The following is a 26,095-nucleotide window of genomic DNA, read 5'->3' as shown; positions in this document are numbered from 1 at the left end:
CCTGGACGGGCACGTGGTCGTCGAGTTCGGCGTTCAGGTCCTCGAGGATGTCCGTTCGGATGTCTTCGGGGAAGACCGACAGGGGGTGGGCCTGTACGGGACTCTCGTACCAGTGCTGGTCGTCGGCCGCGGTCGGATCGCCGCTGCCGTAGCTCAGGCCGCGGTCGCCGGCCTCGGCGGTCGTGACGTTCCACTCGATCGTGTATCGCCGACCCTCGGCCGTCTTGGAGTACTCGCACAGTCCGTTGACGAGACAGCGCTTGAGTTCGGATTTGCCCGTCGCGGTGGGACCCTCGAACCAGATGATCTTCTCGTCTTTCGCCCGGCCCGCGGCGATCGAGCGGAGGTCGTCGACGAACCCGTTCAGGACCTCGGTGTTGCCGAGAATGGCGTGCTCGCCGTCGTTGTTCGGATCGTCGAAGAAGCGGTAGCGCTCTTTCTCCTCGCCTTCCTCGACCACGGTCCGCGTGCCGGCCGCCTCGATTGCCTCGAGGAGGTACTTCGAGGCGTGGGAGGCGATCGTCGGGTTCTCGAAGATCCGATCGACGTAGGTCGCGAGGTCCATCGGCTCCTCGTAGGTCTCCTCTAGCGTGCGGTCGGCTTCGGTAACGTAGTCGTCGCCGGTCATGTTAGGGGTCTCCGGTCATGTTAATCGTCCATCTCTGCCTTGGCGACCTCCGCGCCGGCGAACTCGAGGACTTCCTTGGCGCCGCCCTCGGAGTAACCCTGCTCCATCAGCGCGTCGATCCACGAGGATCGCTCGTCGTCGTCGAACTCGTTGGCCGACACCAGCGCGGAGAAGTTGATGTTGTGTTTCTTGTCCTCCCAGAGCTTGCGCTCGAGGGCGCGACGCAGGCGCTCGTTGTCCTGCGGGTTGAACGCCTCACCCTCGCGGGCGCGACGGGACACCCAGTTCGAGACCTCCTGACGGAAGTCGTCCTTGCGGTCTTCGGGCACGTCGAGTTTCTCCTCGACGCTGCGCAGGAACGTCTCGTCTGGCTCCTGTTCGCGGCCCGTGAGGTCGTCCTCGATCGTGTCGTCGTCGATGTAGGCCATCACGTGGTCCATGTACTTCTCGCCCTGGCGCTGGATCTCGTCGATGTCGTAGGCCAGCGCGTGGCGGACGTCCTCGATGGCGCGCTCGCGGTACTCCTCGCGGACCGTCTCCAGGTAGCGGTAGTACTGCTCGAAGTTCTCTTCGGGGATCGAACCGTGGTGCTCTAAGTTCTCCTCGAAGAAGTTGAACACCGTCAGCGGCGAGAGGAACCCGCGGCTGCGGTGTTTCGAGTCCATGATCGCCTCGGCGATCTCGTCGCCGATAAATCGGGGCGAGACGCCGACCATTCCTTCGCCGATCTCGGCTTTCTGGGCGGCCTCCTCGCGGAGCTTCTTGATGTCGATGTCGTCGCCCTCGTCGATCTCGCCGTTGTAGGCTTTGGCCTTCGAGAGCAGATCGACGGTTTCGGTGTCGGGCTCTTCGACGCGGGTGAGGACGCCGAACAACCCCGCCATCTCCAGGGTGTGGGGCTCGACGTTGATGTCGGGGACGTCGGCGTTGCTGAGCATCTTGTTGTAGATCTCGGCCTCGTCCTCGTAGGAGAGCACGTACGGGAAGTCGATCCGCTTGGTGCGGTCGTTGAAGGCCTCCATCTTCTCGTCGCCCTTCTTGTCCTTGTACTCGGGCATGTTCGTCCGGCCGACGATCACCTGGTCGATGTCGATCCGCGGGTTGTTCTTCGGCTTGATCGTCTGCTCCTGGGTTGCGTGCAGGAAGTCGTAGAGGAACTCCCGCTGGAGCTTCAGGAGCTCTTCCCCGCTGAAGATCCCCCTGTTCGCGTTACAGAACGCCCCCGAGTAGTCGAACGCGCGCGGGTCGCTCTCGCCGTAGACGGCGATCTTCGAGTAGTTGACGTCGCCCGTCAGCTCCGTCTCGTCCTGGTTCTTCTTATCCTTGGGTTCGAACGTCTCCAGACCCTGGCGCTTGTTCTCGTCGGCGACGAAGCGGACGATCTCGACGTGGTTGTCGAGAACCTGCTTCAGGTCGTCGTCGTAGTACGCGAGCAGCCTGTCCATGTAGAACTCGCTTTCGGGGTCCAGCGCCTGCTCGTTCTGGATCGTGTACGGCGCCTCGAGGCGCTCGTTGAGATCGTCGATAACCTGCTGGCGCTGTTCGACGGGCAAGAGCACGAGCGGATCCTGGTTCATCGGCGACCGAACCGTGTCGTCGGCAGGATCCTGATCCTTGATCACATCACAGAGGTTGGTCCACCGGAACGTGTACATCCGCCCCTCCTCGCGGAGCGTGTAGTCCTCGAAGTACTTGCGGACCTGCTTGTCGAAGTGGGACTTCCCGGAGCCGACGGGGCCGAGCAACAGCTTGATACGCCGCTCGGGGCCGAGCCGGCGAGCACCGGATTTGACTTTGTTGACGAACTCGTGGATCGACTGGTGGATTACCTTCCCGTAGAAGGTGTTCTCACCGTCGTTGAGGGGGTCCTCGCTCGCGAGGCGGTACTCGACGACCCCTTCCGTCTCGTCGTATGTCGTCCCGTAGTAGTCGAACATGTCCGCGACGCGCTGGTGGGCGTTGCGGGTGACCTTCGGGTCCTCGTAGCACTCCTCTAAGTACCAGTCGAACGACTTGGTCTCCCGCAGGTCTGCGGGCATCGACTCTTTGTAATCCGTACTGAGCGTCTCGAGTGTCTCGATGTCACCGGTCATGGTATCATTGCCAGTTTCGGTCTCCCCCGTTTGCTGCGTCCGTCCGCTCACGGACCGTCGTGGAGCGGACGTCGTTCGACCAACCGTGGTGTCGTGGCCGAACCGTCGGAATCCGTCGTGACGCGTCACTCGATGGCGACGCGACACCGCCGCTGTCGCTCGACGAGACGAGCGCGGGGCTCGCAACGCAGGGCATTCGACAGCGAGCGGCGATCTGTCGTGTCATGTGTGGTCGTCTACCACATATCGTTGCGCAACCGCCCTGTCGGCGGCTGGACAACGACGCGCCGGGGACGGGCGCGGAGTGGATCGGTCCGGCGAACGGATACCGATAGTATTTAATGAGTGAGTAATCCAGCTACTTAGCCTTAGCCCCAAAAGGTATTTAGCAGAACTTTATTACAGGCAAAAACTACCTCGATAGTATTGTGATATTCGATACCACGGCACAAGTTGATCGATTTGCGGCATAAATGTACGGCCAGCGAGGGCCGGGCTCGGTCGCGCGCGCTCGAGCAAGCGGTCGCGCGACACAGACCGATTAGTTTACCAACTAGTTCGAATGGATTTCGACGCGCCTCGGTCGTTCGACGACGGGGATTTATGGGTCCCGATTCTAGAACCGCTATGACCGATTCGGCAGCCGACGATCCCGACGCGTTTCGATCGTCGCTTCCCGACGGCTGGCAGCGATGGAGCCAGGGCGACGACGGTCGGCTCGTCCTCGCGTACCGCCCCGATGTCTTCGACGCCGAGGCGTTTCCGCCCGCGTGCCTCCCGACGCTGTATCTCACCCACGGCAAACGGACCCGGCGACCCCGGGTCAATCCGACGTCCCGTGCCGATGACGACGACTGGTACGTCACGCTCTACCTCGAGCCCGACGTCGACGCCGACACGGATCGATTTGCGACGCGAGAGGATGCGCTCGAGCGCGTCCTTGAACTCGCTCGAGCGTTCGACGCCGGCGAGGTCGATTACCGCGGCCTCTACCAGGTTCCCCGCGAGACGTACTTCGAGCGTCTCGACGAACTGACCGGCGCCGACGACGGCGAGGCGACGACCGACTCGAGGTGATCGGCGTCGGGCGCTTTGGGGCTCGATCCGCGGTCGAACGACGCTCACCAGAACGACGATGGCGAGTTGGACGACGAGAATTTCGAGGACCGCGCCGACGACGAACGGCGCACCGAGAAAGACGAGAACCGTCGCGACGGCGACAAACGCCGGCGATCGCCGACCTGAACCGCGCGTCTGCTGGTCGACGAATCTGACGAACAACGCCTGCACGAGAAGGTGTCTTATTTCTTATCTTTGTCGAGTTAAACTGGCCGCCGAGTCGGACGGTGGAAGAGACGTGACGCTTAACCGCGACGGGGAACTACTCGAGCGCATGTCCACCGTCACCCTCGTCGGAACCCGCCTCGCCGAGCCAGGAACCGAGTTCGTCTACCACGGCGAGGCCGACGCCTGCGCCGGCTGTCCCTACCGGAGCCAGTGTCTCAACCTCGAGGTCGACACCAGATACCGCATCACGTCCGTCCGCGAGAACGCCCAGACCTTAGAGTGTGCGATGCACGACGGCGGCGTCCGCGCCGTGGAGGTCGAGCCGGTCTCCGTCCGTGCGAACGTGCCCACGAAGGGCGCCTTCGCGGGCAGCAAGACGAGTCTCTCCGGCCCGTGTCCCTACGTCGAGTGCCCGAGCCACGAGTACTGCGAGCCCGACGGCGTCGCGTTCGACGAGGAGTACCGGATCGCCGACATCCTGGGCGAGCCGCCCCACGACGTCTGTCACCTGGATCGGTCGCTCGAGCTGGTCGAACTGGACGTCGAGGGCTGAGACGGCGTGTTCTCTGCGGACCGAGACACCCCCGATTTTCGCCGTCGGAGGACGGACCGAGTTGTTTTTGATCGAGACCACCTAATTCGTGGATAGACCCGTGCTGTCGGTTGAACTCCACGCGCACTCGTCGCTGTCCTACGACGGCCGCGACTCGGTCGAACTGATCTTAGAACAGGCCGATGCGGTCGGGCTGGACGCGATCGCCGTCACCGACCACGACGAGATCGACGCGAGCCTCGCCGCCGCCGAACGAGCCCCCGAGTACGGACTGGTCGGCATCCCCGCCATGGAGATCTCGAGCAAGGCCGGCCATATCCTCGGCTTCGGTATCGAGGACGCCGTTCCGCCCGGCCTCTCCTACGAGACTACCCTCGAGGCGATCTGGGAACAAGACGGCCTCGCGGTGATTCCCCACCCATTCCAGGAATCCCGACACGGCGTCATGGCCCGGATCGACCGTGAACAACTCGCCATGGGCGACGCCATCGAAGTCTACAACTCCCGGCTGCTAACCGGCCGCGCCAACCGGCAGGCCGAGCGCTTCGCCCAGTCTCGCAACCTGCCGATGACCGCCGGCAGCGACGCCCACATCAGCGAGATGGTCGGACAGGCGGTCACCCGCGTCGACGCCGACGAACGAAGCGCCGACGCCATCCTCGCGGCGATTCGCGAGGGGCGAACCTCCGTCGAGGGCAAACGAACGCCCTGGCACATCAGCTTCCGGCAGGCCGCCGGCGGCGTCAGCCGTCGCGTGCGAAACACAATGGTCGGGCTGTTCCGATGACGCTTCGCGGCGCCGACCCCGCGCTCGTTCGCCGCGCCCTCGAGGGCGACGATCCGCTCCCCGGTGCGGCCGGCTTCGGGGGCGTCCTCGAGGACGACGAGAGCGAACGGCTCGTCCGCGACGTGCTCGGGCGCGTTCCGGTGTACGTCGATTCCACCGGAACAGCCCCGCGGTGGGCGTTCGAACCCGGTGCGCTCGAGGAACCCGAACTCCTTCCGGCGGGGGCCACACTCGATCTGACGGTCCCCGCCGCCGACCCCGAACAACGCTGGACGCTCCCCGAACCCGAACCCGAGACCGATCCCGCGGCCGCCCTCGAGTCCCTCGCCGACGCGATCGAGACCGCCGCGAGCGACGCCCGGGCCGGGGACCGCGAGATCGCCGTCGCCTTCTCCGGGGGCGTCGACTCCGCGCTAGTCGCCGAACTGCTCGACGCGCCGCTGTACGTCGTCGGCTTCCCGGGGAGTCACGACGTCGAGGCCGCCCGATCCGCGGCCGACGCGATGGGCCGCGAGTTGACCGTCGTCGACCTCGAGCCGGCCGACCTCGAGCGGGCCGTCCCCCGCGTCGTCGAGGCGACCGGCCGGACGAACGCGATGGACGTCCAGATCGCGCTGCCGCTGTATCTGGTCGGCGAGCGCGTCGCCGACGACGGCTTCGACGCGCTGGCGGTCGGCCAGGGCGCCGACGAACTGTTCGGCGGCTACGAGAAGGTCGTTCGCCTCGACCACCGCGTCGAGGCCGAGACGACCCGCGACGCCGTCCGGGAACAGATCGCCACTCTGCCCGAACAGCTCCCGCGGGACGTTCGCGCCGTGGAAGCGGCCGGGCTCGAACCCGTCGCGCCCTTCCTCCACGATGCCGTCGTCGCGGCCGCGCTTCGACTTCCGGACGAACTGCTGGCAGACGAGACCGAACGCAAGCGCGGCCTTCGACGGATCGCCGCGACCCACCTCCCGGAGCCGGTCGTCGACCGCGAGAAGAAGGCCGTCCAGTACGGCAGCCTGGTCGCCCGCGAACTCGATCGGCTGGCCAGACAGGCCGGTTACAAGCGTCGGATCGACGACCACGTGACGAAGTACGTCCGCTCGATTACACCCGGCCTCGAGGCGCCCGAACCGCCCGTCGATCCCTGATCACTCACGATACGCGAGCGTTCGGCCGCCGGTCTCGTTCGACCACGACACGGCCTGCCGATTCCCAGCCAACCTATTTGTATCCGCTCGGTGGCGAATCCCCCATGGCCGAGACAACGGAGAACGAGACGGAAGTCCCACGCGATCAGGCAGCGGATCTGCTTCAGGCCGTCGCACAGGAGATCCGCGGCGACGGCACCGCCGAGATACAGGTCGGAAACAAACTGTTGAGCCTCTCGCCGGCCCACGAACTCGAGTACGGCATCGAAGTGCAGGAACGCTCGCCGATGCTCGGCGGCGAGCGAGAGGAGATGACGATCACGCTCGAGTGGGAGGTCGAAGAGGCAGAGGCCGATCCCGACCCGTAGTCGCTCCGGACGACTGGGACGAAAACGAGAGACCGGCGACGTCCGCGGTCGACACCATCCAGCGCGTCGACCCACCCGTTCTCGGCGCGTCGAGCGAGCCGATCAGTCTTCGGTTTCGGTCGGGAGCTTGTTGTCCGGACCGCCCTCGACGGTGTCGGCGACGGTCTGGCGGTTGACCTGCCCGATCCGGTCGGAGACGTCCGCGACGAGGTCCTCGAGGGTCTCCTGAACCGCGCTCTCGTCGTCTTTGACGAGCGCACCCGCACTGCCTTCGGCGCCGAAGTCGGGGTGGATCGGAATCTGGCCGAGCAGCGGGATGTCGTACTTGTCGACGATCGTCTGGGCGCCGTCGGTTCCGAAGAGGCTGTACTCTTTGCCCGTATCCGGCGCGATGAAGGTGCTCATGTTCTCGACGACGCCCAGGACGGGCGTGTCGTGCTTGCGGAACATCTCGATCCCCTTGCGGGTGTCGTCCAGCGCCATCTCCTGTGGCGTCGTGACGACGACCGCGCCGGTGACCGGCATCGACTGCAGCAGGTTCAGCGTCGCGTCGCCCGTCCCCGGCGGCAGGTCGACGACGAGGTAGTCGAGTCGGCCCCACTCGACGCCCTCCAGGAACTTCAGCATGAACTTGTTAACCATCGGTCCGCGCAGGATCGCGGGATCGTCTTCCTCCTGGGTCATGATCCCCATGCTGATGACCCGGACGCCGTCGGAACGCGGCGGAACGATGTCCTCGTTCGGCGTCACGCCGGGTTCGCTCTCGACCGGCAGGATCCGCGGGATGTTCGGCCCGTGGATGTCGGCGTCGAGCAAGCCGACCATCGCGCCGCGTTTCTCGAGTCCGGCCGCGATGTTGGCCGCGACCGTCGTCTTTCCGACGCCACCTTTCCCGGAGGAGACGGCGATGACGTTCCGTACTCGCGGCAGGACCTCGTCGTCGAACCCGTGCTCGGAGCCGACGTGAGCCCGCAGGTCGGGCTCGAGACCGGCCTCGTCGACGACCTCGCGGATCCGGTTGCCCAGTTCCATCTCGGAGGGTGCGTAAGGGGCGTTGAACGCGAGTTCGATACGGGCGGTCTCGTCCTCGATCCGGACGTCGTTAACCAGCCCGAGCGTGATAATGTCCTCGCCGAGATCCGGGTCCTCGACGTCCTCGAGCTTGATCTTGAGTTCGTGTTCAGTGATACTCATAGCGGTAGTGTGCGTTATCGGACGTAAGGTATCGAAACGGGATACGTGTGATGGTTCGGGGCTCGAACCCGCGACGGCGACGGCTCGGGAAGGCGTCTCGCGGTTCCTACAGCGCGCTGAGCGGGCGGACTCAGACCGCTTACTGGAAGCCTGTGACCGGGGCTGGAGTCGCGTCGGCAAATCGGAACAGCGGGCCGTCTCAGCTGATGCTCGGCACCGCGCCGTAGAAGATGATGCCGATCAGCACCGTCAGTATCAGCATCGAGACCCACATCGCCGTCGCGATGCCGACGAGGTAGGTGACGCCGAGCAATCCCGTCTTCGTCGCGCGCGGCGTGCCCGTAAACCACGCGATGATCATGACGTAGATCGGCAACAAGACCACCCCGAAGATGATGATCGTCCCCTCGTTGGGGAACCCGGTCCAGCCCTCGGTCCCCTCGTAGCCGTGATAGAGGACCGTCGCCAGCGTGTCAGCGAGCGCCATAGGATCCGTACACGGCACAGCAAAGTCGTGATTTGCCATGCCAATGCATGGAACGGCTGGCGAGGGCGCTCACGAGGCGTCTCGACGACTCGAGTCGGCTCGAGGGCGACCGCTGTCGTCGGTGTCGAGTCACCAAAGAAAAACCGCTGCAGTCGAAGTCGATTCGCTCGAGACCCCTACGGACCGGGTGAGCCGAGCGGTTCGGGGAGCCCGCCGAAGAAGACGACCCCGATGATGAGCGTCAGGATGAACATCCCGATCCACATCTGGGCCGTGATGCCGACGAGGTAGGTGACCCCCATCACGCCGGTCTTGGAGTCGCGCGGTTCGCCGGCGAACCAGGCGACGACCATGACGTAGACGGGAAAGAGGATGACTCCGAAGATCAGGTAGGTCCCGATGTTCGGGAAGCCGGTCACACCGTCGGTGCCGCTGTACCCGTGATAGAGCGGTTCGGCGAGTGCGGCAAGGGTTGCGGTCGTGCTCATGCTTTCACCTCGGGTTCGGATTCGTGTTCGTGTGTCTCGTCTTCGTGGCCGTGGCCGTGGTCACCGCGCAGGTGTTCGACCGCGTGGAGTTCGACCACCGGCACGACCTTGGATATCGCGAGGAAGAACAACGTCACGAGGCCGATCGTTCCCAGCACGGACGACATCTCGATGAGACTCGGGAAGTAGTCACCGGGGGTCGCCTCGTAGATGTTAAACGCCGGATACCAGAGACCGGCGACGACGAAGTAGGTCTTCTCGACCAGCGTCGCGACCAGCACGAGGACGGCGGCGGCGATCGCGCGCGCCTTCGTGAACAGCGCGGGACGGATCGTCGTCGCGAAGATGAACGCGAGGACGCCGAGGACCATCGTGATCGGGACGATGTACGCCGGGTGCGAGAGCTTCGAGGCCGTCGCAGCCTCGTGGGCGGTCGTCGGCGAGAAGCTCCCGGAGACGAGCTGCTGGAGCTGCAGCCACAGGAACAGCAGGCAGAAGAACCCGAGCCACAGGAGCAGCCCGCGGAAGACGTCGTCAGTGATGATGTGGTCCCAGTCGTAGGCGCGTCGGAACGCGTACGAGATCAGGATCACGCCACTGATCGCCGACGTCAGCGCGATGGTGAGGAACTGCGGCCCCTGAATCGCGCCGAACCAGCCGGGGTACGTCGAGAGCAAGGCGAACAGCCACGGAATCACACCGCCGTGAAGCAGCAGCGGCGCCATGATGATGATCGCGAGGGCGACCCACCAGACCATGCGCTCGATGACATCGTCTTCCTCTTTCGTGTAGCCGAGCGTCATGACCTTGTAGATCGGACTGAAGATTTCCGGCAGGTCGTCGCGCATGCGAGTAATGTCGTATCGCAGCGTCAGCCCGAGATAGGTCGCCGTCAGGACGAAGTAGGCCGTAATGACGGTCACGTCCCACACCAGCGGTGAGTTGTTGACCGTGATGTGGTAGTGGCCCAGCACGCTGGTGACCATCCGGTCCGGACGGCCCATGTGGACGATAATGTAGAAACCGGCGGCTGAGAGGCCGGCGAGCGTCAGCATCTCTGCGAGTCGGGCGACCGGCATGTATCGGTCCATGCCGAGCAGTCGAACCGCGGCGGAGAGGATGATCCCCCCGTGTGCGATTCCGACCCACCAGATGAACGCGCCGATGTACAGCCCCCAGGTGACGCCGCCGCCGGTCCCCCAGTCGGAGAGGCCGGTGACGCTCATGCCCTCGTAGAGCTGGTAGGCCCAGCCGACGAGGAAGATGCCGAGCGCCAGCGCCGCGACGGCAAAGAGGATGAAGTACGTCTTCGACGTGTTCTTGATCGGCCGCAGGATGTCGGCCTCGGTCGGTGACTTCGTACTCATCAGTACAGCCCTCCGGTGACCGTACTGTCGTCGAGGACGTCCTTGCGGTTGTCAGTCAGCTCGAGGCTATCGTAGGCGACCGGCCCTTCGACCTGCTCGGCGTTCGGTCCGGGCTCGTTGCCGAGATAGTGGATGTTCGGGTTGGTGCCGAAGTCCTCGAGCAGCTTGAAGCTCGAGGGTGCCGTGCCGGCGAACATCTCGATGAGGCGCTGTGCGTCGTCCTCGTCGGGACCTTCGAAGTCGTCCTCGGCTTCGGCTTCGTCTTCGTCGCCGTTTTCGTCTTCGTCGCCGTTCTCGTCTTCCGCTTCTTCCTCCTCGGGTGCGTCGGCGAGTCTGAGATCCGCGAGGACCTCCTGGCTGCCGAGGTCGAGGCCGTGGTCTTCGACGACTTCGAGGATGTCGAGGACCTGCTGTTCGTAGTCGGCGAGATTAGCCGTTCCCTCGGACTCGCCCATTTCACCCATGTGTTCGCCGGTAATCTCGAGGGCGATCAGGATGCCGAGGCCGTGTTCGTTATCGACGAGGTCGTCGCCCATCCCATCGAAGCTGACCGCGTCGAGGACGGCCTCGAGGTCGTCGCCGTCGGCGTCCTCGAGCTCCTCTTCGACCTCGTCGGCCGATGGCAGCGAGAGTCGCTCGAGCGTCCGACCGCGACTCGGGTTGCTGGCGTACTTTTCGGGATCGCTGGCGGAATCGTTGACGTTGCCGAACTGGATCGCACCCGGCGGACAGGCGCTCTCACAGGCGGTCATGCCGACCATTTCGTCGCCGCGTCGACCATCCTGGTGGGATGGACACATCGTACACTTGCTCATCACGCCGCGAGGAGCACGACCGTCGACCCAGCGGTCGCCCATGTCGTCGTATTCCGAGTAAACTGCGTCCTCCGGATCGAGGTCGTCGGGAAGTACATCGGATTCCGACGGAATGTCCTCGTATGCGACGTCAGGTTCGTCCCACTGGAAGTAGTTGACGCCGTAGGGACAGGCGACCTGACAGTACCGGCAGCCGATACAGACGTCGTAGTCGGTCAGAACGAGACCGTCCTCGTCGCGCGTGTGACGGGCCGTCGTCGGACAGACCTTCTCACACGGGGCGTCGGTACAGTGCTGACACGGGCGGACGAGCATGTTCTCGTATCCGCCGGCAGGGTGGTTGCCGAGGTCGTCGGCGGTCTGGCCGTCCTCGGCGTGCCGGAGGACGTACATCCAGTTAACACCCTGATCGAGCTGGTTCTCCTCCGAACAGGCGCTGACACAGGAGAGACAGCCGTCACAGCGCTCGAGGTCGATGGTCATCCCCCACTGGAGCCCATCGTTGTCGTCGTCGGCGGCGTCGCCTTCCTGGGTCGAGCCGAAGCTCGCGTCGGGGGCGGCGCTTGCACCCCAGGCGCTGAGACCGACGGCCGCACCGACGCCCATTTTCTTCATCGTCTCGCGTCGGGACTGGTCGCCGTCGCCGTCGAAGGCGTCGAGCATGCGCCCGACGGTGCCCTTCGCTTCCTGCTGGGCGGCCTCGTAGGCCTCCTCGGTCGGACGGTCGTCGACGCCGAACTCGTCCATGACGTCCTCGTGGTACTTTTCGTGGAACTCGGCTTCCGAGAGCTCGCCTTTGGTGACCCGCATCGCGTCCTGGGCCATCTCCATCCCGAGATCGGAATCGTACTCGGTGTCGTCGAGCATCGTCTCGAGTTCCGACTCCCACTCTTTACCGAGCGGGTGGAACGATTCGTCGTCCGCGCTCATCGAGAGCGAACACCTCCGGACGAGAACCCTGTCTGTACACAATAGTTACGTGCCGTCACGCACGTGAATTTACTCATATATGGATCCTCTACCCCCGACTCACAACTAGACGAGGTTGAAATATAGAGCCGATTTCCACCGCGTGAGAATCGACTCGAACACGTTCGGCATTATAAGTTGTAATATAAAACCTTTCACTTGAACTGGCCGGCTGTCAAGATTCTAACGTAGTTCATATCGCTGAGACGTGAGTCGGTATCGGAATCGACAACTCGACTGGAGTTTGTTTACCTGGATCCAGCGAGACAAAAACCGAACCGGTTCGTCGGAACGTCCGTAACGATCGACTCAGCCGAAATACCCGGCGACAGCCGCGAGCAACCCCAGCAGCTGCTGTAGTCTCGTGGCCAGGGACGAAAGCGGGTCGAGTTGGCCGTCAGTCACCGGCGAGCTGTTCCTCGAGGGCGCCGTCGCGCTCGAGTCCGGGGACGTCCTCGATGTATCGTTTGATGATCGCCTCCTCGGCGCGGTGTAACGTCTCGCTGCAGGTCGACTTCGCGATGTCGAGGCGGTCGGCGAGGTCCGTCAGCGAGCAGCGCCGCGGCGTGTCGTAGTAGCCCGCTTCGACGGCGGCGGCGAGGACCTCGAGCTGGCGATCCGAGAGGAGTTGGCTCTCGTGGAGGCGCTCGCGGACGTGGTCGATCCGGTACTGGAGGCCGAAGCGCTCGAGTTGTTCGGCGAGTTGGGCCAGTCGGTCCCGCGAGCCCGTCACCTCGATCGTCGCCTCGCCGTCGACGATTTCGACGGGCAGTTCGATCGGCATGCCGGAGTCTCGCGCGGAAAACAGGAGCAGCGGCGCCGTCGTCTCGAAGTGGACGGTCGCCTCGCTGTCGCTCCACTGGGCGAGCGTGAGTTCGGTGATCTGGGGGTGATCGCGCATGTCCTCGATCACGTCGCCGACCGGCTGGCCGGCGATCCGAACGAGCGCGAACCCACGCTCCGCGCCGGGGACCGCCGCCAGCACCCGAAAGGTCGTCTCCGGGTACGCCGTCGACAGCTGTTGGATCCAGACCTGTTCGGGCATCGTGACCGTGAGCGTCGCCTGAGCCATACGAACCAGTAGTCTACAGTACGTGCTCGTCACCTCGAATACGTCGCGACCGTTCCCACTCGGTGGGAATCCACGCCGCTCGAGACCGAGCGCGTTCGGACGAACTGCCTCTCCGTCAGGGGACGGCGGACCGGCTCACGCGTCGTCGTCAGCGACCGGCAGCGTCACGGTAAACGTCGATCCCTCGCCTGGGGTCGACTCGACGCCGACGTCGCCGCCGTGGCGGTTGACGATTCGCTTACACAGCGCCAGCCCGATACCGGTCCCGGGGTGGTCGTCGACCGTGTGGAGCCGTTCGAACACCTCGAAAATCCGCTCCTGTTCGGCCGGCGGGATCCCGATCCCGTCGTCGGTGACCGAAATCTCCCACATCGTCCCCCGCCGTTCGGCCGCGACGCCAACGTGGGGCTCACCGTCGTTGTACTCGATCGCGTTCTCGAGCAAACTCCGGAAGGCGAGGCGGAGCTGTTCGGCGTCGCCCGTCACGCGAGGCAGCGAGTCGACGGTAATCTCGGCGTCGGCCTCCGCGACCTCGGGCTCGAGAGCCGTTACGACATCCTCGAGAACGTCGTTCAGGTCGACGGGTTCGAACGGGCCGCCGCTGGTTTCGATCCGGGAGTACGCCAGCAGGCCGTCGATCATCGCCCGCATCCGTTCGGCCCCCTCGACGGCGAACGCGAGGAACTCGCGCCCGTCGTCGTCGAGCGCGTCGCCGTAGCGCCGCTCGATCAACTGCAGATACGAGGAGACCATTCGGAGCGGTTCCTGCAGGTCGTGGCTGGCGGCGTAGGCGAACTGTTCGAGGCGTCTGGTTTCGGCCCGCAAATCTTCGATGTACCCCTGTCGCTCGACGTGGAATCGGAGCATGGTCGCGAGCGTGTCGATCAGTTCGCGCTCTTCGGAGAGGAACGGCTGGGACTCGCCGGTCGCCGCGTCGAGTCGGGTGACGTCGATCCGAAGTTGCGTCCCCCGATCCGTACGAGTCCGGGCGGAAATCCGCTGGTCGGTCGGTTCGTAGTCGTCGGTCGCCCGCTCGTCGTCGCCGATCGAGACGCGAACCGCGGTGTCGTCAGGGGAGCGAAAGAACTGGGGGAGCTCCGTCACGAACTCGGCTAGCAGCTCGTCGACCGACTGCTCGTTGGCCTCGAGCATCGTCGTCACGAGCTGGACGGCCGTGAGCTCCTTCTCCCGTTCCTCGAGTTCGCGCTTTCGCTGCCGTGCGAGCTGTTTCAGATCGGTAATGTCGGTCGCGGTCGTCACGACCCGTTCGGGCGACCCCTGTTCGTCGGTGATCGGCGTCGCGTTGATCGAGAGCCAGCGCCGCGGCCCGTCCGGCGGCTCGAGTAGGAGCTCTCGGTCGTACACCGCTTTGCCGGTCTCGAAAACCTGACTCACCGGCCACTCGTCGACGGGGAGTCGACCCCCGTACTCGTCGAACGCCGATCGGCGAGCGGTCGCCGGTGCCTCGTCTTCGGCCGATAGATCGAGTAGCTCCGCCATCCGGCCGTTCGTCCTGGTTATCGTCCCGTCGGGCTCGATCACGGCGATGCCGACCGGACTCGTCTCGAGGATGCGCTCGACCAGATCGCGTTCGCGCTGGAGCTGTTGTTCGCGCGCTCGGCGGTCGGTCATATCGCGCGTTACCTTGGCGTAGCCCTGGATTTCACCGTCCTCGCGAATTGCCGTGATGGACACGTTCGCCCAGAATCGCGACCCGTCCGCACGGATACGCCAGCCTTCGTTCTCGGTGGAGCCCGACTCCCGAGCGCGGGCGAGGTTTCGCTCGGGAACGCCGTCCGCACGGGCGGAATCGGTGTAGAACGCCGACAGGTGTTCGCCGAGGATCTCGTCGGATTCGTACCCCTTGAGCTGTCTGGCCCCCTCGTTCCAGCTCATAACGTGGCCCTCGGGATCGAGCATGAAGATCGCGTACTCGTCGACCGCATCGACCAGCGATTGGAATCGAAGCTCGCTCTCTCGCTGGGCGCGCTGGGACTCCTTTCGCTCGGTGATATCGTAGTAGAGCTCGAGGCGTCCGCCGGCGTATCGGCCCGACTCGATCGGCGTGCTTCGGTGTTCGAGCCAGCGTTCCTCGCGGTCGTCGTCGGGCGTGATCCGACACTCGAACTGTTCGACGTAACTGTTGTCAGCGTACGTCGCCAGCACGGTCTCGGAAAACGTCTCGGGGTCGTCGACGCGGTCGCGAATCGTCTCCTCGATGACCGTCGGTTTGTGCCGGCCGATGAGGTCGGCTCGGTCGACGCCGAAGTACTGCTCGATGTGTTCGTCGATCCACGCGATATCGAACGAGTCGTCGAGGACGAACACGCCCACGTCGGTCTCGTCGATGACGGTGGCGATCGATTCGTACGTCTCCCAGACCGGCGAAAGCGCGTCGCCGCGTTCGACCGGCGTCGCTCGTTCGCGAACGGTACCGACGATACCGGGTTCCGCGCTCGATGCCGTCGCGGTACTGAGCCGTACCTCGCAGGGAACGACGTCGCCGTCCGTCGACTCGAGGGCCGCCTCGAGTACGGTTTCGGTCGGCCCGTCGGCCGCGAGTACCGACTCGAGGTCGCGGTCGATCCGGTCGCCGTCGCGGTCCGTAAGAACGGTCGAAACGTGTTCGTCCAGAAGCTGCGTCCGATCGTAGCCGGTGAGCTCCGTCAGCGCCCGGTTGACGAGCGTAAATCGACCGGCGGCATCGAGTCGAAAGACGCCCTCGCCGAGGGATTCGACGAGCGATCGATACGCTTCCGGGGAGGGGTCACCGTCTCGGTTCCGCCGAGCGTTCGGCTCCCCCGTTTCGCCCCGTTCTACCATTACCTCGTCTGTAGTGGTCCGTCGTTAAATGCTCTTCCGAGTCGCACGACTGCCCTCGAGTGCGTTCGAGGGCGCGCAAAATCGACCGCCGATCGGCCGACTCAGTGGCGATCCGAGCCCGCATCCGCGAAGGACTCGAGCAGGAGTTCGGTGAGCCGCGCCGGTCGTTCGTGTTGGACCCAGTGGCTCGTTTCGGGGAGTAACTCGAGTCGGCCGTTCGAACACTGTAGACGGCTATCAGTCGCGAGCGGCGCGGTCAGCGCGTCGTCGGCCTCACCCCAGACGATGAGCGCGGGCGCGTCGACCCGCTCTCGCGGCGGTGGCGACGGCGCGCGGACCGACGCCCGGTACCAGTTGATCATCCCCGTCAACGCGCCCTTCTGCGCCCAGGCGCGACGGTACCGATCCAGATCGGCGTCCGAGAACGTCCCCGGCGCGGCGGTCTCGCGAAGCGCCCGCTCGAGGAGGCGGTAGTCGCCGGCCCGGCAGGCGAGTTCGGGCAGGCGCGGGAGCTGGAAACAGGCGGCGTACCAGCTCCGGCGCAGTTGCTCGGGGTTCGCGAGCAGGTGGCGCCGGAAGACGGTCGGATGGGGCGCGTTGACGATCGCGAGCCGTTCGACCGCGGACGGGTGCCGAAGCGCGAGGTCCCAGGCGACGAGTCCGCCCCAGTCGTGGCCGACGACGCGCGCGGCGTCTCGGCCCTCGGTCGCGATCAACTCGACGATATCCCGGGCACACTCGCTCGTCCGGTACGCGGCCACGCCGTCGGGTTTCTCGCTCAGGTTGTATCCTCGCTGGTCCGGGACGAGCACCCGGTAGCCGGCGTCGACCAGCGCCTCGAGCTGGCGGTACCAGCCGTACCAGAACTCGGGAAACCCGTGAAGCAAGACGACGAGCGGATCGTCGTCGTCACCGGCGGCGACGACGTGCAGTCGGACGCCGTTGACGGTTCTGACGGACGACGTCGCGTCGACCGTCGACAGGAGTTCGGCGCCGGTTTCGGCTCGGTCGACGGCGGTCGCACTCATGGGAGACCCGTCGACGCTGATCGTAAAACACCTTTGGGGCGCACTCGCGCCGACGCATCGCCGGGAATCACGATGGGCCCGATCGAGTCCGCGTCTCGGCGGTCGGCTCAGGTCCAGACGCGCAGACACTCGCTCGAGCAGAAGTGTAGATCGATCTGCTCGCTCGGTTCGTCCGCGACGTGGGTCGTCAGGGTGTACGCGACCTCGTCGGTGTCACAGTTATCGCAGTTCATACCCGACCAGTATCGAGGCGTGACCTTCACTATGGAGTGATTATTCGACCATCGAAACAGTTAGTATCGCAATAACGCTCGGAAAGACGGGATTGACTCCCGCGACGGCTGTGGCCGGCGGCGTATCAGACCGGCGCCTGCTCTTCGGCCTCGAGCAGTTCGTGATAGCGGTTGCGGATCGTGACCTCGGAGATGCTGGCGACCTCGCTGACGTCGTTCTGGGTGACCTTCTCGTTGGTCAGCAGTGCGGCGGCGTAGACGGCGGCGGCCGCGAGGCCGACCGGCGACTTGCCGCTGTGGATGCCCCGGTCTTTCGCCGTCGAGAGGAGGCTTCGGGCGCGGCGTTCGGTCTCGTCGGAGAGTTCGAGGTCGCTGGCGAAGCGGGGCACGTAGCTCTCGGGATCGGCGGGCTTGACCTCGAGTCCGAGTTCGCGGATGACGTATCGGTAGGTTCTGGCGACCTCGTCTTTCTCGACGCGGCTGACGGCCGAGATTTCGTCTAAGCTGCGCGGCGTGCCAGCCTGTCGGGCCGACGCGTACAGCGAGGCCGTCGCGACGCCTTCGATCGATCGGCCCGGGAGCAGGTCCTCCTCGAGGGCGCGCCGATAGATGACGCTNGACGCGTACAGCGAGGCCGTCGCGACGCCTTCGATCGATCGGCCCGGGAGCAGGTCCTCCTCGAGGGCGCGCCGATAGATGACGCTCGCAGTCTCGCGAACGTTCTCAGGTAAGCCCAGCGCGGAGGCCATGCGGTCGATCTCGCCAAGGGCCTGCTTGAGGTTGCGCTCCTTGGAGTCGCGGGTGCGGAAGCGCTCGTTCCAGGTGCGAAGTCGCTGCATCTTCTGGCGCTGGCGACTCGAGAGCGAGCGGCCGTAGGCGTCTTTGTCCTGCCAGCCGATGTTCGTCGACAGCCCCTGGTCGTGCATCATGTTCGTCGTCGGGGCGCCGACGCGGGACTTCTCGTCTTTCTCGGCGGCGTCGAAGGCCCGCCACTCGGGGCCGCGGTCGATTTCGCCCTCCTCGACGACGAGACCGCAGTCCTCGCAGACGGTCTCGGCGTGTTCCGCGTCGGAGACGAGTCGGCCCGCACACTCCGGACACTGCTCTCGCTCGGTCGACTGTTCGCTCGAGGTCTCGGACTCGCGGTCGCGCTGGCGCTGCTCACCGCGCCGTGTTCGCGTCTGGGTCATTGTGTCGAAGTAGAGGGATCGCTGGAAAACGCTCCGTCGTGGAATACACCATATCACTCCGGCCACTTAAATTCTTCGATAGTGTTGTGAGATGAACGGGCCGCTGTCGCTCGGTTCGAACGCGCAGTCTCGCGTTGAACGACGCGACGGAGGCGCGGACGACGACGACGCGTCTCGGTCCGCTCGACGGCCGGTATCGAAACCCTTACTCCCCGCTGGGCAGTGCGAGCAACCATGAGCGACGATGCCGTTAATCCCGAGGAGGTCCGCCACGTCGCGGGACTCGCTCGCGTCGACCTCGACGACGACGAGGTCGACCGGTTCGCGGGACAGTTCGCGGACATCCTCGAGTACTTCGAGACCTTAGACGAGGTACCCGAGGTCGATCGCGAGGCCGAGTTGACGAACGTCATGCGGCCGGACGAGGAGCGCGACTCGCTGGATCGCGAGGCCGCCCTCGAGAACGCCCCCGAGACCGAAGACGGCTACTTCAAGGGCCCGAACGTTTCCTGATCATGTCCGAGAACATCTACATCACCGAAGAGCGCATCGACGGCGCCGACGACGGCCCGCTCGCGGGAACAACCGTCGCCGTCAAGGACAACATCTCGACCGAGGGCGTCCGGACGACCTGCGGTTCGCGGATGCTCGAGGAGTACGTCCCGCCGTACGACGCGACGGTCGTCAAGCGGTTGAAAGACGCCGGCGCGATCGTCGTCGGCAAGGCGAACATGGACGAGTTCGGGATGGGGACGACGAACGAAACCTCGTACTTCGGTTCGGTCGACAACCCCGCCGCGCCGGGCCACGTTCCCGGGGGTTCCTCCGGGGGGTCGGCCGCCGCCGTCGCCGCCGGCGAGGCGGACGTCGCGCTCGGTACCGATACGGGCGGCTCGATCCGCTGTCCCGCGGCGTTTTGCGGCGTCGTCGGCATCAAGCCCACCTACGGGCTGGTCTCGCGGTACGGTCTCGTCGCCTACGGTAACAGCCTAGAGCAGATCGGCCCCTTCGCGAACAACGTCGAGGACGCCGCGGCGCTGCTCGACGTGATCGCCGGGAGCGACGAACGAGACGCCACCACCAGAGCCGAGGGCGACGACGCGACCTACGCGGCCGCCGCCACCGGCGACGTCGACGGCCTGACGATCGGCGTCCCGACGGAGCTACTCGAGGGCGCAGACGAGGGCGTCGTCGACACCTTCTGGGACGCCATCGCCGACCTCGAGGACCGGGGCGCGGAGTACCACGAGGTCTCCCTGCCGTCGGTCGAACACGCCGTCGAGGCCTACTACGTGATCGCGATGTCGGAAGCCTCCTCGAACCTCGCCCGGTTCGACGGCGTCCGCTACGGCCACTCCGCCGACGCCGAGGGGAACTGGAACGAGACGTTCGCCCAGACCCGCAAGGAGGGCTTCGGCGACGAGGTCAAACGCCGGATCCTGCTCGGGACGTACGCCCTCTCGGCGGGCTACCACGACAAGTACTACAAGAAAGCCCAGGACGCCCGCGCGTGGGTCAAGCAGGACTTCGACGAGGCGCTGTCGGAGGCCGACGTCCTCGCCAGTCCAACGATGCCCGTCCCGCCGTTCGAACTCGGCGAGAGCCTGGACGACCCGCTGCAGATGTACCTGGCCGACGCGAACACCGTCCCGGTCAACCTCGCCGATCTGCCAGCGATCTCCGTTCCCGCGGGCGAAACCGACGGCCTCCCCGTCGGCCTCCAGCTCGTCGGCCCCGCCTTCGGCGAGGAGCGGCTGATCCGCGCCGCGAGCGCCCTGGCCTGAGACGGATCGGCACTCGCCCGGGTCACCGTGAACCCCGTTCGTCCGGTTCGAACCGCAACTCGACGGCTGAGCCGAGGGATAGCTTTTTATAGCAACTTTGCTAACTGTACACACAGCTAACTGATCGCTCGGTAATCGCCTACTGCCCACCAACAATGAAAATCACGCAAGATCAGAAAGTCGAGTTCGACGAGTTCTCTCGAGCGTGCGATCTCGTCGAGGGATACTTCGGAGAGACGATCGACGACGTCGCGCTACACGCGCCGGTATCTCGGCGCCAGCTGGTGGCCGTCCTCGCACGGGCCCAGCTTTCGGGGCGACAACTCGCCATCGAGGGACTGACCGACGACGGCGAGGTCGTCTTTCAGTCGAACGACGAAACGCTACTCTGGCTCGACGGCGGCTTCTGGAACGATATGCGCGGCCGCCACCACCTGGAGCCCGACGAGGGCCGGGCCGCACGCGAGGTTCACCGCCGGCTCATCGAAGCCATCGACGGCGACGTTTCCCACTACAACCGCGAACGCGATCCGTTCGTGCTGATCGAGCGGTTCGATCCCTACGAGTGACGCGGGTCCCGGTTCGATCACGATGGCCGAAACGCTCGCGATGGCGGTCGTCGTGCTGATGGCGATACTGCTTTTTAGCCTCCAGTACTGGGCGCTCGTCTGGTTCGCACCGAGCGAAGACGACGAGTAAAAACGACCGATCGAGCGGTGCTCGAGCCGACTACTCCTCGTAGGCGAGGTTCATGATCCACTGCGAGAAGGCGTCGCTGTTGGGGTCGACCTCCTCCTCGCCGATAAACGGCGAGAGCATGTCGCCGGCCATCAGGAGCGTAAAGTCGAGATCCCGGGCCGTCGGCGAAATGTAGTAGGTGTTGTGGCCGTCGTACACCGTCTCTTCTCGGTCGACGAGTTCCTTCTCGACGAGCGATTCGACGATCCGGCTGCCCTTCCGCGAGGAGACGTCCAGTTCCTTCCAGAAGTCGCTCTGGTGGATGCCACCGGTCTCGCGAACGAGTTCGAGGCCGGCGCGTTCGGCGTCGGAGAGTTCGGCTTCGGCGGGAGAAACGCTCACGGTGACCACCTCTCCGTACTCGTCGCTAGGGCCAGGAGTGCGTCCATGTACGTAAGAGATGGAGCGAGCCGCTTAAACTTGCCCTTCGACGTCGAATCCCGAATCCCCTTCGCCCCCGCCCTCGAGTTCGTCGAGGTGCTCGAGGGCGACCGGCTCGTAGGGCGCTTCACAGGGCGGGCCGGACGCGAACGCGTACCGAAGTCGCTCGGGACCGACGGCGAGCAGCGACGACGAGCGCGTCCCGAAGCTGCCGCGGTGGATGCAGACGCCGTACTCGTGGGTCCCGAGGATGTCGCCGGCTCGCTCGAGCCAGTCGTCGACCGATTCGCTCGTCGTTCCGTCGGCGTCGGTCGGGACTGCCAGCTCCTCGCGGACCGCCCGCGCGTTGGCGGCCTGCTCGCGGGCGATGTCGGGTCTGACGGCCGGAATGTCGACGGTGTCGTCGACGGCGACGTTGACGACGACGTGGACGCCGGGTTCGAACTCGGTCAGCGAGAGCGTGCCGTCCCAGCGGTAACAGTAGGCGTTCGACTCGTCCGCAGCCACGAGGTAGAAGGCGTCGTACTCGTCTTCGGTGACCGCTGCCTCGATGATCGAGCCCGCCTCCGCCGCGGAGGTCGCCTCGAGGACGTCGGCGACGAGCAGTCCGCGGGAGCGCTCGCCGGCGAGGTCCGCCCCGGTCCAGCGGTTCGTGATCCCGGCGAAGACACCGTGTTCGTTGGCTCCGATCCAGGTGCCGCCGGCTTCGGCGTCACTCGGGGCGACGACCAGCGGCTTCTCGTCGTAAACGGCGGGCGGCCGCGATTCGCGGTCGACTGACTCGTCGCGGTTTGCCGCGACGGCGACCGGCACCTCGTCGAAGACCTGCCAGGCGAGCGTCAGTGTACACACGACTCGTCGTTAGGACGCGATCGTCTTAACTTCCGCCCGGCGCGCAGGGAGCGCTCCTCGAGAGACTTACGTCGAGTTCGGGACGTCGACCCCGTCCTCGAGCAACTGCGCTCGAACCGCCTCGCGATCGACGGTTCCGGACGCGGTCCGCGGCAGCGACGCGGCGACGCCGACCGTCTTCGGTTGCTTGAAGCCGGCGAGTCGATTCCCGCAGTGGGCGAGAAGGGACTCGAGGTCGATCCCCGACTCGAGGTCGCCGCGGTCGCCGCGTCCCGAGTCGTTCTCGTCGGGGACCACCAGCGCCGCGACGCGTTCGCCCCACTCGGGATCCTCGAGGCCGACGACGGCGCCGTCGTCCACGGTCGGGTGCGAGCGCAGGGCCTCGAGCACCTCGCCCGGATCGACGTTCTCGCCGCCGGTGACGATCCGGTCGCTGCGGCGGTTGAGAACCCAGAGTCGGCCGTCAGAATCCCGGTGACCGATGTCGCCGGTCCGAAGTCCGTACTCGCAAAATCGGTCCGCCGTCACCGCCTCGGAGAGGTATCCAGGGGTCACCGTCGGACCCGAGACGACGAGTTCGCCCGTTTCGCCGGGCGGAAGCGGCTCGCCGTCCTCGTCGACGACCGTCACGTCCGTACAGACCAGCGGCTGGCCGACCGTTCCGTCGTGGGCAGCGACCTCGTCGGCCGTCGCCGTCGCAATCTGGGAGGCTGTCTCGGTCATTCCGTAGGTCGGGCGCACGGGAATGTCGGCCGCCCGACAGCGCTCGAGCAGCTCGCTCGTCGCCGGCGCGCCGCCGAGCAGGACGAACCGGAGCGCGTCGTCGGGCTCCGGCTCCCAGCCGGCCTCGAGCAGGCGCTTGCACATCGTGGGGACGAGCGAGACGCCCGTGCAGTCGTACTCGGCGAGGACGCGCTGGGTCTCGTGTCGGTCGAACGTCCGCTGGATGACGACCGGCGTTCCGTACAGCGCCGACCGGACGACCGGCGCGAGCCCGCCCATGTGGTACATCGGGAGACAGCAGAGCCAGCGGTCGTCGGGCCCGACGCCCAGCCTGAACGCCGAGGCCGTCGCGCTCGAGACGAGGTTTTCGACCGTCAGCGGGACGCCCTTCGGCTCGCCCGAGGTTCCGGAGGTGAACATGACGACGAGCTCGTCCGAGCGCTCGAGGGGAACGGGATCGACCGCCGGCGCCTCGTCCGACGACGGCTCGACCGCGAGTTCGTCGACCGCGTCGGTTTCGGGCTCGTCGACGCTCAGAACCGGGAGCGAACCGATCGACTCGGGAGGCTCCCGACCGATCTCGAGCGCCGCTGGTTCGGTCTCGCGCTCACAGACGAGCGCCGCGGGCTCGGTTCGGTCGACCGTCCCGCGCAGTTCGGCCGGGGTCTCGCGGACGTTCAGCGGAACGATTGCCGCTCCGGTCCGCATCGCCGCGAAAACGCACACGGCGAAGGCCGGCCTGGTGTCCATCAGGAGCGCGATTCGGGTCGAGCGCAGGTCGCTCCCGACGCGAGACTCGAGCGCGGCCGCAACCCGATCCACCCGCCTGTCGAGCTCCCGGAACGTCCAGGTTCGACCGGTCTCGTCGTCCATCAGGGCCGTCCGCTGGGGCGTCGTCGCGACGCGGTGGGAGACCAGATCCCGCGTGGGCCACTCGAGGGCCCCGCCCGTCACGCCTCCCACACCCCCTCGACGCCGAGCCCCTTCGTCTGGGGGACGACCGCCGCGCCCTTCTCCATGAGCACGGGGTCGGTACCGAGGTCCTCCGCGAGGAACTCGCCCGTCGCGAGCCCGCAGGCCGGCACGTCCGGAATCGAAGCCGCGAGGTGGACCGCGCCCGTCCGGGCGACGACGCCGTCGATCGTCGTCGTCACGATCGGCGTCAGATCGAGCTCCTGGACCCACGCCGCGACCTTCCGAGCGACGTCGATTCCGCCGAGCGCCATCGGTTTGAGGACGAGCGCGTCGGCCGCCCTCGTCTCGCAGATCGCGTCGACGCCGTGCTCGAGGACGCCCTCGTCGAGCGCGATCGAGACCGGCGTGTCCGCCGCGGCCTCCCGGAGGTCGGCGTGGCCCTCGAGCGCGCCGGCGGGCAGCGGCTGTTCGAGGACCGCGACGTCGAGCGCCGCGAACTCCTCGATCGCTCGCATCGCCTCCTCGTACGTCCAGGCCTCGTTGGCGTCGACCCGGAGTTCGACGTCGTCGCCGACGGCGTCACGGACGCGGCGAACGCGTTCGACGTCCGCCGCGACGGTTCGTCGGCCGGCCTTGAGCTTACAGCACTGAAAGCCCCGATCGACGGCGTCGGTCGCGGCGCCGGCCGTCTCGCCCGGCGAGCCGTCGCCGATCGTCGCGTTGACCGGCACGCGGCCGATCATCGGCCCCTTGCCGACGTAACGGTACAGCGGCGTCGCCTCGCGGGTCGCCCCGAGGTCAGCGAGCGCGAGCGCGACGGCGTGTCTCGCCGCGACCTGCTCCTCGACCGCCTCGAGCGCTTCGTTCGGCCCGTCCCGGGCGGCCTCCTTGGCCCGCGCGAGGGCGGCCTCGCAGTCGGCCGGCGACTCGGTCCAGCCCGGCAACGGCGCGGCCTCGCCGTAGCCGACGGTGTCCGACCCGTCGTCGCCCGCGACGTCGGTCAGCTTGACCAGAAACCCCTCCCGGTGCTCGATCGTCCCGTCGGCGGTCTCGAGCGGCGTCTCGAGTTCGAGCGAGAACGGCCGGTACTCGAGCTCGAGGTTCCACTCGGGAGATGCGTCGTCGACCATCTCAGACGGCCACCCCCGCGGCGAACAGGACGGCGTAAAGGGCGAGCAGTTTGCCGGTGCCCTCGAGCGCCGGATTCAGCGCTTCGCCGTCGGTTCCCGTACAGACGGTACGAGTGATCACCGCGGCGTAGGGCGCCGAGAGCAGCGGGAGCAAGACGCCCGGGCCGAATCCCTCGCCGAGCCAGAGCCACAGCGGCGTCAGATAGGCGAGTGCGAGCATGGCGACGTACTGGACGCGGCTCCAGCGGTAGCCGATGCGGACCGCGAGCGTCCGCTTGCCGGCGTCGGTGTCGGTCTCCATGTCCCGAACGTTGTTGACGACGAGGATGGCCGTCGAGATGCCGGCGACCGGGAGGCTGGCAAGGAACGCCTCCCGCGTGACCGTTCCCTCGGGGATGGAGGTCGCGAGCGGCTCCGCGAGCACCGCCGCGGCCTGCACGTAAAACGTCCCCATCACGGCGACGACGCCGAAGAAGACGAAGACGAACAGATCGCCCAGTCCGTGGTAGCCGAGCGGGTAGGGACCGCCCGTGTAAGCCCAGCCGCAGAAGACGCTCACCAGGCCGACGACCAGGATCGGCAGGCCGCCGACGTAGACGAGGTAGGATCCCGTCAGAATCGCGAGCGCGAAGGTGACGAGCGTCGCCAGTTTCACCTGCTCGGCGGAGATGATCCCCGCCTGCGTGACCCGGGTGAACCCCTCGCGCTCGTCCGTGTCCGCGCCCTTGATCGCGTCGTAGTAGTCGTTCGCGAAGTTCGTTCCGATCTGAATCAGCGCCGCACCGACGAACGCCAGCAGCGCGGGCAACGGGGCGAAGACGCCCTCGTAGATCGCCAGTCCCGTCCCGACGATCACCGGCGCCGCGGCGGCGGGCAGCGTCTGCGGGCGCGCCGCCATCACCCACGCTTTCGTCCGCGAGATATCGACCTCGGCCGTACTCATTGGTGCTCGAGTGTCCAACTTGCGTCCGTGTCAACGTTGGCATTGCGGTCGGCGATCGTGTCGGCGAGACGCGGACGGAATCGACGGCGACGCGAATCGCATCGCAATCGT

At 66.1% G+C, this 26,095-nt stretch carries 25 protein-coding genes and 1 pseudogene; 9 read left to right on the top strand and 17 right to left on the bottom strand.

Annotated elements, in window-relative coordinates; all coding sequences use genetic code 11:
• A pseudogene (locus C493_RS00635) lies at nucleotides 1-628 on the bottom strand (kinase anchor protein); the annotation flags it as partial.
• A 20-nt stretch (nucleotides 629-648) separates the two neighbouring features.
• Nucleotides 649-2,721 (bottom strand): PrkA family serine protein kinase, encoded by a 2,073-nt coding sequence (locus C493_RS00630; RefSeq protein WP_007257445.1) that lies wholly within the window; start codon nucleotides 2,719-2,721, stop codon nucleotides 649-651.
• A 627-nt stretch (nucleotides 2,722-3,348) separates the two neighbouring features.
• Between C493_RS00630 and C493_RS00620 the strand changes: the two genes are divergently transcribed.
• From C493_RS00620 to C493_RS00600, 6 genes are all read left to right on the top strand, one after another.
• The gene (locus C493_RS00620; RefSeq protein WP_007257443.1) at nucleotides 3,349-3,798 is read left to right on the top strand and encodes a DUF5820 family protein; all 450 of its coding nucleotides are present in this window, start codon (nucleotides 3,349-3,351) and stop codon (nucleotides 3,796-3,798) included.
• Between the two features lie 15 nt (nucleotides 3,799-3,813).
• Entirely contained in the window at nucleotides 3,814-3,966 is a 153-nt protein-coding gene (locus C493_RS22925; protein WP_161606871.1) for a hypothetical protein, read from the top strand.
• Between the two features lie 148 nt (nucleotides 3,967-4,114).
• On the top strand, nucleotides 4,115-4,561 hold the full coding sequence (locus C493_RS00615; protein WP_007257442.1) for a UPF0179 family protein: 447 nt from the start codon (nucleotides 4,115-4,117) through the stop codon (nucleotides 4,559-4,561).
• 100 nt (nucleotides 4,562-4,661) lie between these two features.
• A complete protein-coding gene (locus tag C493_RS00610; protein WP_007257441.1) occupies nucleotides 4,662-5,348 on the top strand; it encodes a PHP domain-containing protein in 687 nt (228 codons plus the stop codon).
• Nucleotides 5,345-6,484, top strand: coding sequence for an asparagine synthetase B family protein (locus C493_RS00605; RefSeq protein WP_007257440.1), 1,140 nt, complete (start codon nucleotides 5,345-5,347; stop codon nucleotides 6,482-6,484). Before C493_RS00610 ends, C493_RS00605 begins: the two co-directional genes overlap by 4 nt.
• Before the next feature lie 104 nt (nucleotides 6,485-6,588).
• Nucleotides 6,589-6,852: an amphi-Trp domain-containing protein gene (locus tag C493_RS00600; protein ID WP_007257439.1), complete on the top strand. Its 264-nt coding sequence runs from the start codon at nucleotides 6,589-6,591 to the stop codon at nucleotides 6,850-6,852.
• Nucleotides 6,853-6,954: 102 nt separating this feature from the next.
• On the opposite strand, the gene C493_RS00595 is transcribed toward C493_RS00600, so the two are convergent.
• The 10 genes from C493_RS00595 to C493_RS00555 form a co-directional block, all read right to left on the bottom strand.
• The gene (locus C493_RS00595; protein ID WP_007257438.1) at nucleotides 6,955-8,046 is read right to left on the bottom strand and encodes an Mrp/NBP35 family ATP-binding protein; all 1,092 of its coding nucleotides are present in this window, start codon (nucleotides 8,044-8,046) and stop codon (nucleotides 6,955-6,957) included.
• A 199-nt stretch (nucleotides 8,047-8,245) separates the two neighbouring features.
• Nucleotides 8,246-8,533: a hypothetical protein gene (locus C493_RS00590; protein ID WP_007257437.1), complete on the bottom strand. Its 288-nt coding sequence runs from the start codon at nucleotides 8,531-8,533 to the stop codon at nucleotides 8,246-8,248.
• A 176-nt stretch (nucleotides 8,534-8,709) separates the two neighbouring features.
• On the bottom strand, nucleotides 8,710-9,021 hold the full coding sequence (locus C493_RS00585) for a hypothetical protein (protein ID WP_007257436.1): 312 nt from the start codon (nucleotides 9,019-9,021) through the stop codon (nucleotides 8,710-8,712).
• Nucleotides 9,018-10,388, bottom strand: coding sequence for an NrfD/PsrC family molybdoenzyme membrane anchor subunit (gene nrfD, locus C493_RS00580; RefSeq protein WP_007257435.1), 1,371 nt, complete (start codon nucleotides 10,386-10,388; stop codon nucleotides 9,018-9,020). The genes C493_RS00585 and nrfD overlap by 4 nt, the downstream gene beginning before the upstream one ends.
• Nucleotides 10,388-12,133: a 4Fe-4S ferredoxin N-terminal domain-containing protein gene (locus tag C493_RS00575; protein WP_007257434.1), complete on the bottom strand. Its 1,746-nt coding sequence runs from the start codon at nucleotides 12,131-12,133 to the stop codon at nucleotides 10,388-10,390. The genes nrfD and C493_RS00575 overlap by 1 nt, the downstream gene beginning before the upstream one ends.
• Nucleotides 12,134-12,569: 436 nt before the next feature.
• Nucleotides 12,570-13,244 (bottom strand): helix-turn-helix domain-containing protein, encoded by a 675-nt coding sequence (locus C493_RS00570; RefSeq protein WP_007257433.1) that lies wholly within the window; start codon nucleotides 13,242-13,244, stop codon nucleotides 12,570-12,572.
• A 135-nt stretch (nucleotides 13,245-13,379) separates the two neighbouring features.
• Nucleotides 13,380-16,067, bottom strand: coding sequence for a PAS domain S-box protein (locus C493_RS00565; protein ID WP_007257432.1), 2,688 nt, complete (start codon nucleotides 16,065-16,067; stop codon nucleotides 13,380-13,382).
• 101 nt (nucleotides 16,068-16,168) lie between these two features.
• Nucleotides 16,169-17,095 carry an alpha/beta fold hydrolase gene (locus C493_RS00560; RefSeq protein ID WP_007257431.1) on the bottom strand — a complete coding sequence of 309 codons (927 nt, stop codon included), beginning with the start codon at nucleotides 17,093-17,095 and terminating at the stop codon, nucleotides 16,169-16,171.
• 107 nt (nucleotides 17,096-17,202) lie between these two features.
• Nucleotides 17,203-17,328 (bottom strand): hypothetical protein, encoded by a 126-nt coding sequence (locus C493_RS23995; protein WP_007257430.1) that lies wholly within the window; start codon nucleotides 17,326-17,328, stop codon nucleotides 17,203-17,205.
• A gap of 125 nt (nucleotides 17,329-17,453) precedes the next feature.
• A complete protein-coding gene (locus tag C493_RS00555; RefSeq protein WP_007257429.1) occupies nucleotides 17,454-18,518 on the bottom strand; it encodes a transcription initiation factor IIB in 1,065 nt (354 codons plus the stop codon).
• A 234-nt stretch (nucleotides 18,519-18,752) separates the two neighbouring features.
• Between C493_RS00555 and gatC the strand changes: the two genes are divergently transcribed.
• The 3 genes from gatC to C493_RS00540 all read left to right on the top strand — a co-directional run bounded on the left by gatC (nucleotide 18,753) and on the right by C493_RS00540 (nucleotide 20,871).
• Nucleotides 18,753-19,031 carry an Asp-tRNA(Asn)/Glu-tRNA(Gln) amidotransferase subunit GatC gene (gene gatC, locus C493_RS00550; RefSeq protein ID WP_007257428.1) on the top strand — a complete coding sequence of 93 codons (279 nt, stop codon included), beginning with the start codon at nucleotides 18,753-18,755 and terminating at the stop codon, nucleotides 19,029-19,031.
• Nucleotides 19,032-19,033: 2 nt separating this feature from the next.
• The gene (gatA, locus tag C493_RS00545) at nucleotides 19,034-20,302 is read left to right on the top strand and encodes an Asp-tRNA(Asn)/Glu-tRNA(Gln) amidotransferase subunit GatA (RefSeq protein ID WP_007257427.1); all 1,269 of its coding nucleotides are present in this window, start codon (nucleotides 19,034-19,036) and stop codon (nucleotides 20,300-20,302) included.
• Between the two features lie 155 nt (nucleotides 20,303-20,457).
• Complete coding sequence (locus tag C493_RS00540) at nucleotides 20,458-20,871, top strand: hypothetical protein (RefSeq protein ID WP_007257426.1); 414 nt, start codon at nucleotides 20,458-20,460, stop codon at nucleotides 20,869-20,871.
• Between the two features lie 160 nt (nucleotides 20,872-21,031).
• On the opposite strand, the gene C493_RS00535 is transcribed toward C493_RS00540, so the two are convergent.
• The 5 genes from C493_RS00535 to C493_RS00515 all read right to left on the bottom strand — a co-directional run bounded on the left by C493_RS00535 (nucleotide 21,032) and on the right by C493_RS00515 (nucleotide 25,984).
• Entirely contained in the window at nucleotides 21,032-21,382 is a 351-nt protein-coding gene (locus C493_RS00535; protein WP_007257425.1) for a helix-turn-helix transcriptional regulator, read from the bottom strand.
• A gap of 72 nt (nucleotides 21,383-21,454) precedes the next feature.
• Nucleotides 21,455-22,273: an NRDE family protein gene (locus C493_RS00530; RefSeq protein ID WP_007257424.1), complete on the bottom strand. Its 819-nt coding sequence runs from the start codon at nucleotides 22,271-22,273 to the stop codon at nucleotides 21,455-21,457.
• A 66-nt stretch (nucleotides 22,274-22,339) separates the two neighbouring features.
• On the bottom strand, nucleotides 22,340-23,950 hold the full coding sequence (locus C493_RS00525) for a class I adenylate-forming enzyme family protein (RefSeq protein WP_007257423.1): 1,611 nt from the start codon (nucleotides 23,948-23,950) through the stop codon (nucleotides 22,340-22,342).
• Nucleotides 23,947-25,041, bottom strand: a complete 1,095-nt coding sequence (locus C493_RS00520; protein ID WP_007257422.1) for a mandelate racemase/muconate lactonizing enzyme family protein — start codon at nucleotides 25,039-25,041, stop codon at nucleotides 23,947-23,949. Before C493_RS00520 ends, C493_RS00525 begins: the two co-directional genes overlap by 4 nt.
• A 1-nt stretch (nucleotide 25,042) precedes the next feature.
• The gene (locus tag C493_RS00515) at nucleotides 25,043-25,984 is read right to left on the bottom strand and encodes a 1,4-dihydroxy-2-naphthoate polyprenyltransferase (protein ID WP_007257421.1); all 942 of its coding nucleotides are present in this window, start codon (nucleotides 25,982-25,984) and stop codon (nucleotides 25,043-25,045) included.
• Nucleotides 25,985-26,095 lie beyond the last annotated feature (111 nt).

This window comes from Natronolimnohabitans innermongolicus JCM 12255, assembly GCF_000337215.1.
Classification (GTDB): Archaea; Halobacteriota; Halobacteria; order Halobacteriales; family Natrialbaceae; genus Natronolimnohabitans; species Natronolimnohabitans innermongolicus.
Note: the sequence above shows the minus strand (reverse complement) of the source record. Positions and strands in the feature narration are given on the sequence as shown.

Bases quoted from the DNA above. Each gene is read 5' to 3' on its own strand.
- C493_RS00630 (WP_007257445.1), bottom strand. From the start codon at position 2,721: ATGACCGGTGACATCGAGACACTCGAGACGCTCAGTACGGATTACAAA.
- C493_RS00620 (WP_007257443.1), top strand. From the start codon at position 3,349: ATGACCGATTCGGCAGCCGACGATCCCGACGCGTTTCGATCGTCGCTT.
- C493_RS00615 (WP_007257442.1), top strand. From the start codon at position 4,115: ATGTCCACCGTCACCCTCGTCGGAACCCGCCTCGCCGAGCCAGGAACC.
- C493_RS00605 (WP_007257440.1), top strand. From the start codon at position 5,345: ATGACGCTTCGCGGCGCCGACCCCGCGCTCGTTCGCCGCGCCCTCGAG.
- C493_RS00600 (WP_007257439.1), top strand. From the start codon at position 6,589: ATGGCCGAGACAACGGAGAACGAGACGGAAGTCCCACGCGATCAGGCA.
- C493_RS00595 (WP_007257438.1), bottom strand. From the start codon at position 8,046: ATGAGTATCACTGAACACGAACTCAAGATCAAGCTCGAGGACGTCGAG.
- C493_RS00590 (WP_007257437.1), bottom strand. From the start codon at position 8,533: ATGGCGCTCGCTGACACGCTGGCGACGGTCCTCTATCACGGCTACGAG.
- C493_RS00585 (WP_007257436.1), bottom strand. From the start codon at position 9,021: ATGAGCACGACCGCAACCCTTGCCGCACTCGCCGAACCGCTCTATCAC.
- nrfD (WP_007257435.1), bottom strand. From the start codon at position 10,388: ATGAGTACGAAGTCACCGACCGAGGCCGACATCCTGCGGCCGATCAAG.
- C493_RS00575 (WP_007257434.1), bottom strand. From the start codon at position 12,133: ATGAGCGCGGACGACGAATCGTTCCACCCGCTCGGTAAAGAGTGGGAG.
- C493_RS00570 (WP_007257433.1), bottom strand. From the start codon at position 13,244: ATGGCTCAGGCGACGCTCACGGTCACGATGCCCGAACAGGTCTGGATC.
- C493_RS00565 (WP_007257432.1), bottom strand. From the start codon at position 16,067: ATGGTAGAACGGGGCGAAACGGGGGAGCCGAACGCTCGGCGGAACCGA.
- C493_RS00560 (WP_007257431.1), bottom strand. From the start codon at position 17,095: ATGAGTGCGACCGCCGTCGACCGAGCCGAAACCGGCGCCGAACTCCTG.
- C493_RS23995 (WP_007257430.1), bottom strand. From the start codon at position 17,328: ATGAACTGCGATAACTGTGACACCGACGAGGTCGCGTACACCCTGACG.
- gatC (WP_007257428.1), top strand. From the start codon at position 18,753: ATGAGCGACGATGCCGTTAATCCCGAGGAGGTCCGCCACGTCGCGGGA.
- gatA (WP_007257427.1), top strand. From the start codon at position 19,034: ATGTCCGAGAACATCTACATCACCGAAGAGCGCATCGACGGCGCCGAC.
- C493_RS00540 (WP_007257426.1), top strand. From the start codon at position 20,458: ATGAAAATCACGCAAGATCAGAAAGTCGAGTTCGACGAGTTCTCTCGA.
- C493_RS00520 (WP_007257422.1), bottom strand. From the start codon at position 25,041: ATGGTCGACGACGCATCTCCCGAGTGGAACCTCGAGCTCGAGTACCGG.
- C493_RS00515 (WP_007257421.1), bottom strand. From the start codon at position 25,984: ATGAGTACGGCCGAGGTCGATATCTCGCGGACGAAAGCGTGGGTGATG.